Here is a 15,621-nt window from a genome sequence, read left to right as displayed (position 1 = left end):
ACCCTAATTCACCGGGAACGCCGGTGCGCGCGGCCACGAGCGCACCAAGGGATATCTCGCGGACCGGGATTCGGGAAAGCGTCCGGACCTGTTTCGCGCTCAGTCCACGTCGGGGACGTCGAGGTCGAACTCGGCGTCGCCGTCGTCGACGCGGCGCAGCTTGATGTCCTCCGCCCAGGCGTACGCGAAGCGGCGCACCTCGGCGACGCCCTCCTCGGTCAGTCCGCCGAACCCCTCGTCGGCGAGCAGGTCGACGGTCTCCAGCCGCTCGACCAGGTCCTCCACCCGCCACTCGTCGTCGTACCGCGCGCCGAGCTGTTCGAGCAGGCGGAAGGAGTACAGGCCGGACACCGCGGCCACGTCGGCGAAGTCGCGCGGCAGACCGCGGTCCCGCAGGGCGCGGACCTTGAGACCCACGGCGTCGTCCAGGCCGAGCACCCGGCAGGGCCCGATGTCGGCGGGCCGGTCCCGCAACGGCTCGCGGAGCAGGGTCACCTCGCACGACTGTCCGGTGAGCTCGTCGGTGACGACGACGCGCCCGATGCGGGCGCCGGCCTCGCACACCTCGGCCGACAGGCCGGTGCTCCCGAACGCCTCGGCCAGCGCCTCGCCGATCTCCGCCAGCGGGGATTCCCCGCCGGTGGCGAAGGTGAGGTCGCCGCCCGGCCAAGACGTGCACCCGTGCGCCGCCAGCGCGTAGCCGCCGGCGAGCAGCAGGCCGTACCGGTCGAGGACGGGCCGCGCGTCCTCGACGAGGCGCAGGTGGAACGGAGGCCCCGGGAAGGAGGGCGCCGGAAAGGCGGAAGACGCGGTCACCATCTCAGTATCGCCCGCGCACCCACCGTGATGATCCCTCATCCGGGCACCCCGTAGAACAGGCGGATCTCCCGGACGGTATCCATGATCTCGTACCAGGTGAGGCACAGGTCGGCCTCGGCCTCCTCACCGCGTGCCTCCGCCGCCATCAGCCGGTCGCCTGTGAGCAGCGCCGCCTCCCGTTTGAGCTGGGCCGCCATCCGTTGGAACACGAACCGCTCGCGAGACTCCATTGCCACCCCTCCCGCCCCCAACAGCTCTTACATCACCTGAAATACCCACAGAACCGGCCGAAATGCTCTTCAGATGATCAACACACCTTCTGGTAGGGCGTCTCCGGCAGATAGCGCGCCCACTCCTGGCCGGTCAGGGTTCGCCCGGCCCGCGCGCACACCTGCCGTGCCACGGACTCCCCGTCCACCGGCATCTCGAACAGGGCCCCGCTCTGGTCGGCCACGTACAGGCGCGTGCCGTCCGCACTGAACGCGAGGCTGTAGTCGCCGAATTCGGGCAGCGTGACGGCGCCGCCCAGACGTCGTCCGGCCCGCACGTCCCAGAGCTGGACCGTCCCGTTCTCGCTCACCGTTGCCAGGAGGTCTCCCCGCGGCGAGAAGGACATGGCGTCGACCCGCTCCATGGCCCCGTGCAGCGCCGGCGGCACCAGGGCCGGGCCCTTGACGGTCCACAGGAAGATCCGTCCGGTGCCGCCGCCGACGGCGATCATGTTCCCGGCGGGACTGATCGCGAAGGCCTCGCCCGGGGTGAAGGAATCACCCGTCTCCCTGCCGGTCGCCGGGTCCAGGAAACGCCCCCCGCCGGTGACGATCGTCCGCCCGCCGGCGTCGAAGGCGATCCCGCCCGCCTGGCGGCCGAGGGCGACGTCCACGATCTTCCGGCCGGTGCGGGCGTCCCATTCGAGCAGGCGGGCCAGGTCGGGTCCGGGGCCGTTCGAGCCCCGGACCAGTGACGCGGCGAGGACGCGCCCGTCCGGTGTGAACGCCTTGCCGTCGATGACGAGTCCCTCGGGCACCCGGTAACGCCACAGCGCCCTGCGTCCGGCGGCGTCCCACACCTGCAACCGGTCGGCTGACGAGGTCTGGACGGCGATCGTCCCACCGGCCCGGTCGGACACCGGGGAGCCGAAGTCGGTCGTCCCCGGCATCGGTCCCGCCAGCCGGCGGTGCGACACGTCCCAGAGCCGCAGCGGCTTGTCGTCATACACCGACTTGAGCACCGCCCACCGGGCATCGGGGCTCAGCGTCGCGCCGTAGCCGGGCAGCGGGTGTGTCGCGGCGGTGCGCGGCCGGATGCCGAGGCTCACCACGGAGTCGTCGAGGAGATAGCGCAACGTGTGCCCGTCGGGGTCGAGGCGGGCGTCCTGCACCTGGTCCTCGGCGCGATAGCCGAGCACCTGGACGCGGTCGCGCACCCGCCACACCCGGACGCTCCGGTCGGCGAACCCCACCAGGAACCGCCCGTCGGCGCTGAACCGCAGCCCGCTCGTCGTGGCGTTGCCCGGCTCGTTCGTGCCGTTGTCGTTCCACGTCCAGACGTCCTGGTCGGCCGTGGGCGCGACACGGGCGCCCGTGGCCGTCGAAACGAGGTGGATCTCGCTTCCCGCGCAGGCGAGAACCCTGCCGTCCGGGCTGAAGGCCGCGACCGCGGCGTTCCGCGGGCAGGCGCGCCCGAGCGCCGGAACCGGTGCCCCGCCGGGAATCCGCCGGACGTCGATGCGGCCGAGGTCGGTCACCGCGGCGAGTCCCGCCCGGCTGGACACGACCGGCGCGAAACCCTGCCAGCCGCCCTCGCCGTTCACCTCCCGGCCGTAGGTCGTGCCGCGCGCCGGGTCCCACACGAAGCCGTTGCCGTCCACCATGAGCGAGATCCGGGACTCGTCGTCGAACTCGGCGTCCGCGCCGCCCTCGGCGCCGTAGACGGTCAGCCGGCCACGGATCCGGCCGGTGGCCAGGTCCCACACGACCGCCTTCGTGGTGGTGAGCACGACGGCCGACCGGCCCGTGGGGCTCACCGCCACGGCCTCCAGGGCGTCCTCGCGCAGTTCGGTCGTCGTGATCCGCCGCACGACTCGCCGCCCGGCCACGTCGATGACGTCGATCTCGCGGTCCGACGCCGTGACCAGCCGTCGCCCGTCGCCGCTCATCGCGGGGAACCCGACGGCCGGCAACGGCCGCAGGGCCGCGATCTCGGGCTGGTAGAGCGAGGACATCAGGCTCGACCGGGCCTCGGAGCCGCCGTCGAGGCGCCAGGCGGCGACGCTCAGCAGCATGGCGGCGGTGGGGTCGGTGGTCCGCAGGGTCCCGGCGCGCAGCGCCGCCTCCCGGCCGCCCGCCCGGTCGCGCTGCGCGGAGATCTGGTCGCGCTGCGCGGCGATCCGGCTGCCCTGGTAGGCCGCCAGGCCGCCGCCCGCGAGGGACAGCGCGAGCAGCACGGCCAGGGCGGCCGTGAGCAGACGGCGGCCACGTGCACGCCGGCGGGTCAGCGCGGCCGACGCGTCGAGGAACTCGCGTTCCAGGGCGTTCAGGGCGAGACGCCGCCTGCCGGTGGCCGCCCAGCCCACGGCCGCGTCCAGGCGGCCGCCCTGCATGAGGTCGGCGGGACGGCGGCCCGCCGCGGCCCACTGCCGGGCCCGCAGGCGGATCTCCGCGTGCACCGGCAGGCCGTCCCACTCGTCGGCGAGCCAGGCCCGCAGCCTGGGCCAGGCGCGCAGCAGCGCCGGGCGGGCGAGGCCCACCTCGCCGTCCTTGCGCGACAGCACATAGGTGAACATCCGGAGCACCTCGCCCGAGCCGGGCGGCAACTCGTCCTCGGCCGCCCTGCGGGTGGCGAGCTCGCCCTCCGGACCGGCCGTGACCAGCCGGAGGAAGATCTGCGGCACCAGGTCGCGCTCCGCCGGGCCGAGCGCGTCGTAGGCGTTCTCGGCGAGCACGCCCAGGCCGGGGTCGGGCTCGCTCTCCGCATGCCCCTCCGCGTGCACGGCCCGCGCCGCCCGGCTGCCCTCCGCGAGCAGCCGCGCCGTCTCCACCCGCGAGCCCCCGCTGATCAGCGCCATCAGCAGGTCGCGGGCGGACGGGCGGGCGGCCGGGTCCTTGACGAGGGCCGCGCCGACCAGCGGCCGCAGCGGCTCGGGCAGCACGGACAGGTCGGGATCGGCCGACAGCACGCGGTGCATCACCCCGCCCAGGCTCTCCGCCCGGAACGGATCCGCGCCGGTGGCGGCGAACAGCACGATCCCGCCCCAGGCGAACACGTCGGCGGCGGGGCCCGCGCGCTGCCCGGTGAACACCTCCGGCGCCATGTACGTCGGCGTTCCGGCCACCAGACCGGTGCTGGTGAGCGACATCTCCAGGGTCCTGGCGACACCGAAGTCGATCACGCGGGGGCCGTCCGGGCCGAGCAGCACGTTGTCGGGCTTGAGATCGCGGTGGACGACCCCAGCCTCGTGGATGGCGGTCAGCGCCGTGGCGATCGCGGTCGCGAGCCTGTGCAGGCCGTCCCCGGCGAAGACGTGCCCCTCCTGCACGGCCCGGCGCAGGCTCCGCCCCTCGACGTACTCGCTGACGATGTACGGCCTGGGCCCGTCCAGTTCGGCGGCGATGACCGGCGCGGTGCAGAACGACGCCACCCGCCGGGCGGCCGCGGCCTCCCGGCCGAACCGCTCCCTGAGCTCGGGATCCGCCGCGGCGTCACCGTGCAGCACCTTGACCGCCACCCGGCGGCCCTCGCCGTCGTACGCCTCGTAGACCACGCCCTGGCCGCCGGAGCCGAGCCGCCCCGACAGCCAGTACTCCCCCAGCCGCTCCGGATCCTCCGGCAGCAGCGTCCCCGTCATGCGTTCACCCCTCGTGCCTGCACGTGGGATTGGACGCCGCCGGGCGCGGATGGGTTCTGCGCCGGCCTGTACGCAGGCGCGCGGGAACACCTGGGCCCGTGAGATGTTCCCGCGCGTGCGGTCGCGCCGCGGAGCCGCTCCGCGTCAGCAGTTGTGCAGGGCGGAGAACTTGCCCGGCCACTTCCACGAGAAGTTCCAGGTGTGACCGGGGGCGAAGTACGTGCACTTGAAGTCCCTGCGATGGGCCAGGATCACCTTGAGGTAGTGACCCGCGCCACAGCCGTTGGTCACGCTGAGGTGGTCCGTGACGCCGCTGCTCGACAGGTGCCAGTGCACGCACCCGGGAAGGGGACTGCGCGCCTGGGCGGTGGCCGCGGAGGCCGCTCCGCCGGTGGACAACAGCAGCGCGGCCGCTCCCGCGGACGCCGCGATGGGGAGTGCGATCTTCTTGCTGAACCGCATGGCTTCCTTCTCCTGTCTCCGGTGTGGCAGTTCACCTGGACTCGGGCCAGGCATTGCCAGCTCACCTGGGAAGACAGGTGTCCAACAAGCGACGCAACACAATTGCACGCGATTGGCCGATCTTGTACGACAGGCTTGGAAGCACGACGCCAGAGGGGACCGTCCGACCGTCCCGTTCCCGTCCCTCAGGAAGGTGGGTCTCTACATGAGCGACGCGGTGACCTCGCCTCCGCCGGATCCGGCGGAGGCGCACAGCGCCGAAGAACTCATCGACGTGCTCAAGCGGCTCAGAACCTGGGCGGGACAGCCCTCGCTGCGCCGCTTGCGTCACCTGGCCGGCCGCTCGGCCACCCCCGACGGCCACCAGGTGGATGCCCTGCCGGCGAGCACCGTGTCCTACATCCTCAACGGTCGGGGGCTGCCCGGCCTGCCGCGGCTGGCCTTCGTCGAGGCCTACGTGGCGGCGTGCCTGTCCGCCTGCGACCTGTCGCCGGAGGAGATCGGGGCTCAGATCGCCCGGTGGCAGGACGCCTGGCGGCGAATAGCCGGCCCCGGTGATCTCGAGCCCGCCACCCGGCAGGCCGAGGAGACGACACCCTCGGTCCACGCTCCGGGCTCGGTCTCCGAGCCGATGCCCCCCGATCCCGTGCCCACCCGGCCGAGCCGTGGCCGCGTCCTACTGGCCGGCCTCGCCGGGCTCGTGGCGGGTGCGCTGATCGCCACGGTTGTGACCCTGCTCCTACGGCCCGCGAACGGCGAGATCCCCTTGGTCCGCGGTGAGGATCCCAACCGGTGCGACGCGCCCAGCGTCTGCTTCTACGACCACGGGCAGACCGGCCGGTTCCGCGACGTCACCGACGACTATCAGTCCCTCAACGACAGCCGTGACACGGTGGCCATGGTCAACCCGCGCAAGGACGACGTGGTGTGGCTGCGCTGGGAGGACGGTCACAGCGAGTGCACCATGCCGTTCGCGACCTACCGCCTCGCCCCCGGAGTGGCCGACATCCGCATCAGCCGCGACTACCGCTGCCCCTCGAACGGGAAGGGCGAGCGTCGCGCCGTCCTGGACCCGGCCGCGGTGGTGCCGGCGCCCCTGCCCCCTTGCTACGCCACCACTTCCCAGGGGCAGGCGACCGTGGGGGCTTCGACGACCTCGACGCCGCCGACGGGACGGTCCCGAACCGCTGTCTAGTCGCGTACGCGGGCTGCTGCTTGTCGGGGGCCTCTGGTTCTCAGGGGTTTTCAGCGGGCACGGGGCCGGCCCGACCGCCAGTGGCGCCCGGAGTGGTCCGTCCCCGGCCGGGGACGCGGGGACACGACCCGCCGCCGGTGGTGCCGCACGGGCGGTTCCGGCGCGGGCAGATCGTGGCGGCCGGAGACGAACTCCTGCACCGCGATCTTCGCCCTGATGACCGGGCGACGCCAGCGCTCCTCCCGATGAACCGCCTTGGCCATCAGCCGCGGCCGGGGCCGTCTCGCCCGCTCCGAGTAGAACCAGCGGGCCCAGGGGGAGCCGGGACGGGCCACCCGCACCGCTCCCACATACAGCAACGGCGGCACGAACAGCCCCAGCAGGCCACTCCAGATCTTCCCCTTGAGCAGGGTGGCCACGGCGAAGACGAGATTGACGACGAGGAACGCGGCGGCCGTCCAGCCGCCTCCGCCGTCCGCGCCGTCCGCGCCGTTCCAGGCGAGCGGGCGCAACCCGAGCAGCAGCAGGCCGGTGGCCGCGATCGCCACGAAGACCGCGTCCACGGAGGTGCGGCCCTTCTCCTGCCAGTAGACGTCGCGCAGGTGCAGGATCAGCGCGAACTCGTCGAGCACGAGCGCGGCGCCCGCGCCGAACACGGCGGAGGAGAAGGAGTACCACCCCGTGGAGACACCGGAAAGGACCAGCCCGGCCACCCCGCCCAGCAGCGTGAGCACCACGCCGAACACCACGTGGTGGATGTGCATCTCGCCCACGCTGATGTTGCCCAGCCACCGCACTCGCGCCCTGATCAGCCGTACGTTCACCCGCGTGAAGACGAACGCCGTGATCAACGCGACGAAGAACCAGAACAACGGCAGGCGGTGCGCCTCGACGACGCGTTCCCGGAACCAGTCGGTCATGAAGCGTTTCCCCCAGATCCCGATGCTAGTGCCGGGAGGGACACCGGGCGCGGCGGGAGTGTCAGGCGAGGAAGCCGCGCAGCAGGGCCGCCGTGCCCTCCAGGTGCTCGGCCACCGCCCGTTCGGCCGCCTCGGGGTCGCCGTCCAGGATCGCGGCGGCGATGGCGGCGTGCTGGACCGCCGCATGCTCGATGTTGGGCCGCAGCACGGGGATCGCGTTGAGCAGGTCGGTCACCCGCAGCCGGGCGTCGGCGCAGGCCGCGGCCAGCAGCGGCGAGCCGGTCAGCTCCCCGATCGCCAGGTGGAACGCGATGTCCATCCGGCGGTAGTCGGCCGGCGCCGCGTCGTTCACCCCGGCCAGCCGGGCGGCCAGGGTGTCCCGCTGGAGCGCGGTCAGCTCGGCCGTCGCGAGGACCCGGGCCGCCCCGCACTCGACGGCCATCCGGAACGTCAGCGCGTCCTCGAGATCGTCTTCGCCCATGCGGGTGAGGGCTCTGCGCAGGTCGCCCTTGCGCGGGCTCGGCGGCCGGTAGACGACGAAGGCCCCGCCGTAACGGCCGCGCCGTACGTCGAGGTAGCCGGACTCCTGCAGGGCGCGGATCGCCTCGCGCAGGGTGACCCGGCTGATGCCGAGCCGGGTGGCCAGCTCGCGTTCCGGCGGCAGCTTCTCGCCGTGCGGGACGACGCCGAGCTTGATGGCCTGCAGCAGGCGCTCGACGGTCTCCTCGAACGCGTTGCCCGCCCGCACCGGCCGAAGCAGCGACACCGCGCCGGTGATCCCCACGGCCGCGGGCCGCGTATCGGGCACCGGCGGCGACATGGAGACGGAGGCGGGCACGGCCCGTGGGCGGGAGGGCGTCCGGGCACCGGAGACGGACGACTCCGCCGGGGTGATCTCCATGCGTGTCGCCCCTCCGTCCCTCCACCCGTTGCCGCCGTCGCCGGCGGCCCCCCGCTCCCACGGTCGAGGTTAGACCACGGCGCGTTTCCGGCCACACCGCGTTATGGGCGTCGCGTTGTTGACGACGAGGGGAGCATGATGCTTGCATGCCCTCAATGGTCTGATTCCAGACTTTTGGACGGGAGGCACCGTGCTCAGCGTGGAGCGACTCCGCGATGACGTCGAAGCGGGCCGCGTGGACACGGTCCTGCTCGCGGTCACCGACATGCAGGGGCGGTTGCAGGGCAAGCGGCTGTCGGCGCGGTACTTCCTGGAGGAGGTGCTGGACCACGCCGCCGAGGGCTGCAACTACCTGCTCGCGGTGGACGTCGACATGAACACCGTGGACGGCTACGCCATGTCGTCCTGGGAGCGCGGATACGGCGACTTCGTCATGCGGCCGGACCTGTCGACGCTGCGCCGGGTGCCCTGGCACGAGGGCACCGTGCTGCTGCTGGCCGACCTGGTGTGGGAGGACGGCTCCGACGTCGTGCCCTCCCCCCGGCAGATCCTGCGCCGCCAGCTCGCCCGGCTCGCCGAACGCGGCTGGACCGCGTACGTCGGCACCGAGCTGGAGTTCGTCGTCTACGACGACAGCTACGAGCAGGCCTGGCGGCGTGGCTACCGCGACATGACCCCGGCCAACCTCTACAACGTCGATTACTCGCTGCTCGGCACCTCCCGCATCGAGCCGCTGCTGCGCAAGATCAGGCTCGGCATGGAGGGCGCCGGACTGTACGTGGAGTCGGCCAAGGGCGAGTGCAACCTCGGCCAGCACGAGATCGCCTTCCGGTACGCCGACGCGCTGACCACCTGCGACAACCACGTCATCTACAAGAACGGCGCCAAGGAGATCGCCGCCCAGGAGGGCAGGTCGATCACCTTCATGGCCAAGCCGAACCAGCGCGAGGGCAACTCCTGTCACATCCACATCTCGCTGCGCGACGCCGGCGGCACCCCGGTGATGGCGGGAGGCGAGCCGTACGGGCTGTCGGAGGTCGGGCGGCGGTTCATCGCCGGTCAGCTCGCCGCGATGCGGGAGCTGACCCTGCTCTACGCGCCCAACGTCAACTCCTACAAGCGGTTCGTGCCCGGCAGCTTCGCCCCCACGGCCGTCAAATGGGGCGTCGACAACCGCACCTGTTCGCTGCGGCTCGTCGGTCATGGCCCCTCCCTGCGCATCGAGAACCGGGTGCCGGGCGGCGACGTCAATCCGTACCTCGCGGTCGCGGCCATGATCGCGGCGGGGCTGCGCGGCATCGACGCCGGGCTGGAGCTGGAGGAGCCGTTCGCCGGGAACGCCTACGACTCCGGGGCGGAGCGGGTGCCCGCGACGCTCCGCGACGCCCTGGCGCTGTGGGAGGGCTCGCCGATCGCCGAGGAGGCGTTCGGCAAGGACGTGGTCGAGCACTACGCCAACAACGCGAGGGTCGAGCTGGCCGCCTTCGACGCGGCGGTCACCGACTGGGAGCTCTATCGGGGGTTCGAACGGCTGTGAAGATAGTCAATCCGGCGACCGAGGAAGTGATCGCCGAGATCGAGATGGCGGACGCCGCCGAGGTGGACCGCGCCGTCGAGCGCGCCCGCCGGGCGTTCCCGGCCTGGAGCGCGGTCGCCCCGGGCGAGCGGGCGCGGCTGCTGCGGCGCTTCGCGCAGGTTGTGGAGGACCACGCGGAGGAGCTGGCGCGACTGGAGATCACCGGCGCCGGGCACACGATCGGCAACGCCCGCTGGGAGGCGGGCAACGTCCGCGACGTGCTGAACTTCTACGCGGGCGCGCCCGAGCGCAACCACGGCAGGCAGATCCCGGTGCCGGGCGGGGTGGACGTCACGTTCGCCGAGCCGCTGGGCGTGGTCGGGATCATCGTGCCGTGGAACTTCCCCATGGTCATCATGACCTGGGGAGTCGCCCCGGCCCTCGCCGCCGGCAACACGGTGATCGTGAAGCCCGCCGAGTGGACCCCGCTGACCGCGCTGCGGCTGGCCGAGCTCGCCCTGGAGGCCGGGCTGCCCGAGGGCGTGCTCCAGGTCGTCCCCGGCGAGGGTGAGGTCGCCGGGGCCCGGCTCGTCGAGCACCCGGACGTACGGAAAATCGTGTTCACCGGCTCGACCGAGGTCGGCAGGCTGATCGGCGCCAAGGCCGCCGAGCAGGTCAAGCGGGTGACGCTGGAGCTGGGCGGCAAGAGCGCCAACATCGTCTTCGCCGACTCCGACCTCGACAAGGCCGTGGCCTCGGCGCCGATGGCGGTCTTCGACAACTCGGGCCAGGACTGCTGCGCCCGCTCGCGCATCCTCGTGGAGCGTTCCGTCCACGACGACTTCCTCGCGCGGCTCGCCGAGGCGGTGCGCGCGGTGAAGGTCGGCGACCCGGGCGACCCGGCGTCGCAGATGGGCCCGCTGATCAGCGCCGAGCATCGGGAGCGCGTCGCGTCGTTCGTCACCGAGGCCGACGTGTACGCCGCCGGGTCGTGCCCGAGCGGGCCCGGCTTCTGGTTCCCGCCCACGGTGCTGGCCGGATCGTCCTCGGAGTCCTTCCGCAGGGCGTTCACCGAGGAGATCTTCGGGCCCGTGGTGTCCGTCGTGCCGTTCGAGGACGAGGCCGACGCGATCCGGATCGCCAACGACACGGCGTACGGCCTGTCGGGATCGATCTGGACCCGCGACGTGGGCCGGGCGCTGCGGGTGGCACGGGCCGTCGAGGCGGGCAACCTGTCGGTCAACTCGCACTCCAGCGTCCGCTACTGGACCCCGTTCGGCGGCTTCAAGCAGTCGGGCCTCGGCCGGGAGCTCGGCCCGGACGCCCTGTCGGCCTTCACCGAGACCAAGAACGTCTTCATCTCCACGGAGTAGATCAATGCAGCGTTTGCAGGACCGCGTCGCCGTCATCACCGGGGCGGGCAGCGGCATCGGGCTGGCCACGGCCCGCCGGTTCGCCCAGGAGGGCGCCAAGGTCGTGGTCGCCGACCTCGACGAGGAGGCCGGCGCGAAGGCGGCCGGGGAGGTCGGCGGCCTGTTCGTCAAGGTCGACGTGGCGAACGAGGACGACGTGGCCCGGATGTACCGGACCGCGTCCGAGGAGTTCGGCGGCGTCGACATCGCGTTCAACAACGCGGGCATCTCGCCGCCGGACGACGACTCCATCCTGGAGACCGGCATCGACGCCTGGCGCCGGGTGCAGGAGGTCAATCTCACCAGCGTCTACCTGTGCTGCAAGCACGTGATCCCGTACATGCGGCGGCAGGGCAAGGGCTCGATCATCAACACCGCGTCGTTCGTCGCGGTCATGGGCTCGGCCACCTCGCAGATCTCCTACACCGCCTCCAAGGGCGGGGTTCTGGCGATGAGCCGCGAGCTGGGCGTCCAGTTCGCCCGCGAGGGCATCCGGGTCAACGCGCTGTGCCCCGGACCGGTGGACACCCCGCTGTTGCGGGAGCTGTTCGCCAAGGACCCCGAGCGCGCCCAGCGCCGTCTCGTCCACGTGCCGATCGGCCGTTTCGCGCGGGCCGAGGAGATCGCCGCCGCGGTCGCGTTCCTCGCCTCCGACGACGCCTCGTTCATCACCGCCTCGGAGTTCCTGGTGGACGGCGGCATCTCCGGCGCGTACGTCACTCCGCTGTAGGGGGATCGTCATGGCCCGTCCCGTCATCGGCGTGACGTGTTACGTCGAGCCGGCGAAGTTCACCGTGTGGGACATGCCGGCGGCGCTGCTGCCGTACATGTACGTCGACCACATCGTGCGGGCGGGGGGCCAGCCGGTCATCCTGCCGCCCGCGGGGGAGCCCGCCGCGCTGGTGGAGCGGCTGGACGGGCTGATCATCGCGGGCGGGGGCGACATCGACCCCGCCCGGTACGGCTCCGCCCCGGCCCCCCAGACCGGCTACATCCGGAAATTTCGCGACGATGCCGAGTTTGGGCTGATGGCGGCCGCGCTAAAGGCCGGGCTGCCGTTCCTCGGCATCTGCCGCGGCCTCCAGGTGCTCAACGTGGCGCTGGGCGGCACCCTCCACCAGCACCTGCCCGAAGTGGTCGGCCACACGGACCACTCCCCCGCCCCCGGCACGTTCGGCCGCGTCCCCGTACGGCTCTCGCCGGGGTTGGCCAAGATTTACGACGGCGAGGACCTGACGCCCGCCCACTACCACCACCAGGCGATCGACCGCCTGGCGGACGGGCTGGAGGTCACCGCCCGTTCCTGCGACGGCACGATCGAGGCCGTCGAAGTGACGGGAGCCGCGTTCGCGCGGGCCGTGCAGTGGCATCCGGAGGCCGACGAGGACGGCCCCCTCTTCCGCGCTCTCGTCGCCGCCGCCCGCCGTTGAGAATCCCGAAGCGGCGCCGCGCCTGAGAACCCCCGCGAGAACCCGCACCCGAGGATCCGGTGTGCGCCGCGGAGCACCCGATGCGACGCCGCCTCGCCCCGTTGGACGCCGTCCGGTGGGACGACGCGCGGCGCACCGGCATGCCGGTCGAGCCCCCGCATAACGCACCCGCCGCAACGCGGCGGCGGCCCGGTGAACACGGCTGTCGCCCTCCTCCCGCGGCGACCGGAGCGGCGACCGGAAACACGCCATCGCATCCTCCTCGGTTTATGTAACCGATTTCATTTGCTGCACGTGCATGTTCGCTGGGCATTCATCGCTTTACGGAACGCAATGCCATGACGGAACTTCCCACCCCGGCGCGCGCCGCGAAAAACAGCAATTTTGACGAATGCAGGGAGAGAGGGATATCGTCAAATACCTATTGAAGCCGCGTCGTCGGCGCGTTCACGCTGCTTTCGTGTGCGAGGGGGATCGTGTTATACGCCGTGCTCGGACCGTTCCTGGCCATGAAACCCTCGGGGGACGTCATCGCCGGGCTCGCCCCGAGACACCGGCAGCTCCTGGCGCTGTTCCTACTCAATCCGAATAACGCGATCCACCGGGACACGCTCATCGATCTGCTATGGAATGGCCGTCCCACTAAATCCGCGCCGCGGAATCTTACCACCTACATCGCACAGGTGCGCAGGCGGCTCTCGCCACGCGACCCCAGCGTTTCTCCGCTGCACACGGTGGAAGGCGGGTACCTTCTTTCCGTGCCGTCCGGATCCGTGGATGCTGCAGTATTCAACCAATTCGTGGCACAGGGCAGAATCGCTCGAGACAATGGCGATTACCACAATGCGGCGAGGATCTTCGAGAGCGCGCTCAACCTGTGGCGGGACGACGCCCTGCTCGGCATGAGGCACGTGGACGAACTGGCCGCCTGGGCCGAACGGCTCGACGAGGACCGGCGTGCGGTGACCGAGGACCTCTTCGACGTACGACTGACGCTCGGGCACCATCACGAGATCGTCGGCGGCCTGGCCCAGTGGGCGAGACGGCATCCGCTGCGTGAACGGCCGCACCGGCAACTCATGCTGGCGCTGCACCGGTCGGGCCGCACCCACGACGCCTCGGCCTCCTACCAGCGGCTGCGCCGCACGCTGGTCGACTGCCTCGGCACCGAGCCGTCCCCCGACACTCAGGCCGTCCACCAGCGGATCCTCACGGGCGACGACCCTTCCTCCACCCTGGCGCGTCTCCACGCGGGGCATCGGCCGCTGCAGGAGTCGGATCACCGATCGTGACCGAAGGCCGGCGTGGACCCGCCGCCGGAGTCTCCATGATGAAATCGGGCGGTCCGGCCGGTTACGGGGGTGGTGGGAGAACCACTAGGCTGGCTGCACACCGGTGACCCCGTGCGGGAGAGCGTCCTGGCATCCGGTCAGGGCCCCTGAAGGAGCAAGCCCTCCCCGCGAACCTCTCAAGGCAAAGGACCGTGCGGGCCAGGTGACCTCTGGAAAGAAGGCCGGAAGGCCTCGCCGAAGGTGAAAGTCCGGCAAAGATCGGACGAAGCTCTCAGGCGCCGATGACAGAGGGGGAGGATGCCCGATAGTTCAACGCAGCATCCGTCCTTCCGAGGTGCGCATGTCCCGATCCACCCCGCTCCGCGGTGTCCATGAACGCCTTGGCGCGACCCTGACCGACTTCGCGGGATGGCAGATGCCCCTGCGCTACGGCAGCGAGTCGGCCGAGCACAACGCGGTGCGAACGGCCGCGGGGCTCTTCGACCTGTCCCACATGGGAGAGATCTTCGTCGTCGGCGCGCAGGCGGGCGAGGCCCTCGACCACGCCCTCGTGGGTCACCTCAGCGTCCTCGCGCCCGGCCGCGCCCGCTACACGATGATCGTGAACGAGACCGGCGGCATCCTCGACGACCTCATCGTCTACCGCCTCGACGAGGACCAGTACATGGTCGTCGCCAACGCCTCCAACCACGCCCTCGTCGCCCGCGAGCTCGCCGACCGGGTCCGGGGATACGACGCGCGGGTGACCGACCGGTCGGACGAGTACGCGCTGGTGGCGGTGCAGGGCCCCCGCAGCGCCGAGATCCTGGCCGCGCTGACCGATGCCGACCTCGGCGAGCTCAAGTACTACGCCATCGTCCCCGGCGTCGTCGCGGGCACGCCCGTCCTGATCGCACGCACCGGATACACCGGCGAGGACGGTTTCGAGCTCTTCGTGCTGAACGAGCACGCCGTACCGCTGTGGGAGGCGCTCGCCGAGGCGGGCAGGGACGCCGGGCTCGTTCCCGCCGGGCTGTCGGCCCGCGACACGCTCCGCCTGGAAGCCGGCATGCCGTTGTACGGCAACGAACTGAGCGCGGCGATCACGCCGTTCGACGCCGGCCTCGGCCGGGTCGTCCGTTTCGACAAGCCCGGCGACTTCGTGGGCAAGGCCGCCCTCGAGCGGGTCGCGGCGAACGGCACCACCCGGCGCCTGGTCGGGCTGGTGGCGCGCGGCCGCCGGGTGCCGAGGCACGGCTACCCCGTCACCCGGGAGGGTGCCGTCGTCGGCGAGGTGACCAGCGGCGCCCCGTCGCAGTCCCTCGGCCGCCCGATCGCCTTGGCGTACGTCGACGAGGACGCCCTGGAAAAGGGTGGCCTGACCGTGGACATCCGGGGCAGCCAAGAACCGGTCGACGTCGTCGATCTGCCTTTCTACAGGAGGAGCAAGTGAGCACCATTCCGGACGACCTGAGCTACACCAAGGAACACGAGTGGGTGGCCGGGATCGAGGACGGCCTCACCGTGACGGTGGGCATCACGGCGTACGCGGCCGAGCAGCTCGGTGACGTGGTCTACGTGGAGGTGCACCCGGAGGTCGGCGCGACGGTCACGGCCGGCGACGCGGTCGGCGAGGTGGAGTCCACCAAGTCCGTGAGCGACATCTTCGCGCCGGTCAGCGGCGAGATCGTCGAGATCAACGCCGCCGTCGCGGACGAGCCCGCTCTGGTCGGCTCCGACCCGTACGGCGAGGGCTGGCTGTTCCGCGTGCGCGTGGAGGAGGAGCCGGACGACCTGCTGTCGGCCGCGGAGTACACCGCGCTGACCTCCGGCGAGTCCTGACAGGAA

14 protein-coding genes and 2 riboswitches are annotated in these 15,621 nt (G+C 71.8%); of the genes, 8 read left to right on the top strand and 6 right to left on the bottom strand.

Annotation, left to right across the window (positions count from 1 at the left end; genetic code table 11):
• Positions 1-99: 99 nt before the first annotated feature.
• The 4 genes from ACQPZZ_RS10605 to ACQPZZ_RS10590 all read right to left on the bottom strand — a co-directional run bounded on the left by ACQPZZ_RS10605 (position 100) and on the right by ACQPZZ_RS10590 (position 5,128).
• Positions 100-816 carry a nucleotidyl transferase AbiEii/AbiGii toxin family protein gene (locus ACQPZZ_RS10605; protein WP_432931174.1) on the bottom strand — a complete coding sequence of 239 codons (717 nt, stop codon included), beginning with the start codon at positions 814-816 and terminating at the stop codon, positions 100-102.
• A gap of 38 nt (positions 817-854) precedes the next feature.
• On the bottom strand, positions 855-1,049 hold the full coding sequence (locus ACQPZZ_RS10600; protein WP_363644229.1) for a hypothetical protein: 195 nt from the start codon (positions 1,047-1,049) through the stop codon (positions 855-857).
• Between the two features lie 77 nt (positions 1,050-1,126).
• Complete coding sequence (locus ACQPZZ_RS10595; protein ID WP_432931172.1) at positions 1,127-4,666, bottom strand: WD40 repeat domain-containing serine/threonine protein kinase; 3,540 nt, start codon at positions 4,664-4,666, stop codon at positions 1,127-1,129.
• A gap of 144 nt (positions 4,667-4,810) precedes the next feature.
• Positions 4,811-5,128 (bottom strand): hypothetical protein, encoded by a 318-nt coding sequence (locus tag ACQPZZ_RS10590; RefSeq protein ID WP_363644233.1) that lies wholly within the window; start codon positions 5,126-5,128, stop codon positions 4,811-4,813.
• A gap of 205 nt (positions 5,129-5,333) precedes the next feature.
• On the opposite strand from ACQPZZ_RS10590, the gene ACQPZZ_RS10585 reads away from it, so the two are divergent.
• Positions 5,334-6,323, top strand: a complete 990-nt coding sequence (locus tag ACQPZZ_RS10585; RefSeq protein ID WP_432931170.1) for a hypothetical protein — start codon at positions 5,334-5,336, stop codon at positions 6,321-6,323.
• A 50-nt stretch (positions 6,324-6,373) separates the two neighbouring features.
• Here ACQPZZ_RS10585 and ACQPZZ_RS10580 read toward each other — a convergent pair whose 3' ends face one another.
• Both ACQPZZ_RS10580 and ACQPZZ_RS10575 read right to left on the bottom strand, forming a co-directional pair.
• The gene (locus tag ACQPZZ_RS10580) at positions 6,374-7,243 is read right to left on the bottom strand and encodes a hypothetical protein (RefSeq protein ID WP_432931168.1); all 870 of its coding nucleotides are present in this window, start codon (positions 7,241-7,243) and stop codon (positions 6,374-6,376) included.
• Positions 7,244-7,304: 61 nt separating this feature from the next.
• A complete protein-coding gene (locus ACQPZZ_RS10575; protein ID WP_432934336.1) occupies positions 7,305-8,063 on the bottom strand; it encodes a FadR/GntR family transcriptional regulator in 759 nt (252 codons plus the stop codon).
• 280 nt (positions 8,064-8,343) lie between these two features.
• Between ACQPZZ_RS10575 and ACQPZZ_RS10570 the strand changes: the two genes are divergently transcribed.
• From ACQPZZ_RS10570 to gcvH, 7 genes are all read left to right on the top strand, one after another.
• Positions 8,344-9,681 (top strand): glutamine synthetase family protein, encoded by a 1,338-nt coding sequence (locus ACQPZZ_RS10570; RefSeq protein ID WP_432931167.1) that lies wholly within the window; start codon positions 8,344-8,346, stop codon positions 9,679-9,681.
• A complete protein-coding gene (locus ACQPZZ_RS10565) occupies positions 9,648-11,033 on the top strand; it encodes an aldehyde dehydrogenase family protein (RefSeq protein ID WP_432934332.1) in 1,386 nt (461 codons plus the stop codon). Before ACQPZZ_RS10570 ends, ACQPZZ_RS10565 begins: the two co-directional genes overlap by 34 nt.
• Positions 11,034-11,037: 4 nt before the next feature.
• Complete coding sequence (locus ACQPZZ_RS10560) at positions 11,038-11,802, top strand: 3-oxoacyl-ACP reductase (protein WP_432931165.1); 765 nt, start codon at positions 11,038-11,040, stop codon at positions 11,800-11,802.
• A 10-nt stretch (positions 11,803-11,812) separates the two neighbouring features.
• Complete coding sequence (locus ACQPZZ_RS10555; RefSeq protein ID WP_432931163.1) at positions 11,813-12,502, top strand: gamma-glutamyl-gamma-aminobutyrate hydrolase family protein; 690 nt, start codon at positions 11,813-11,815, stop codon at positions 12,500-12,502.
• A gap of 509 nt (positions 12,503-13,011) precedes the next feature.
• Entirely contained in the window at positions 13,012-13,794 is a 783-nt protein-coding gene (locus ACQPZZ_RS10550; RefSeq protein ID WP_432934330.1) for an AfsR/SARP family transcriptional regulator, read from the top strand.
• A gap of 104 nt (positions 13,795-13,898) precedes the next feature.
• Positions 13,899-13,996: riboswitch (glycine riboswitch) on the top strand.
• Positions 13,997-14,092, top strand: a riboswitch (glycine riboswitch).
• Between the two features lie 42 nt (positions 14,093-14,134).
• Positions 14,135-15,226: a glycine cleavage system aminomethyltransferase GcvT gene (gene gcvT, locus ACQPZZ_RS10545; RefSeq protein ID WP_432931161.1), complete on the top strand. Its 1,092-nt coding sequence runs from the start codon at positions 14,135-14,137 to the stop codon at positions 15,224-15,226.
• Positions 15,223-15,615 (top strand): glycine cleavage system protein GcvH, encoded by a 393-nt coding sequence (gcvH, locus tag ACQPZZ_RS10540; protein WP_432931159.1) that lies wholly within the window; start codon positions 15,223-15,225, stop codon positions 15,613-15,615. Before gcvT ends, gcvH begins: the two co-directional genes overlap by 4 nt.
• The last annotated feature ends 6 nt before the right edge of the window (positions 15,616-15,621 follow it).

The organism is Microbispora sp. CA-135349 (assembly GCF_050947365.1).
Taxonomy (GTDB): domain Bacteria; phylum Actinomycetota; class Actinomycetes; order Streptosporangiales; family Streptosporangiaceae; genus Microbispora.
The sequence above is the reverse complement of the archived record's forward strand: the minus strand, read 5'-3'. Positions and strand labels throughout refer to the sequence as shown.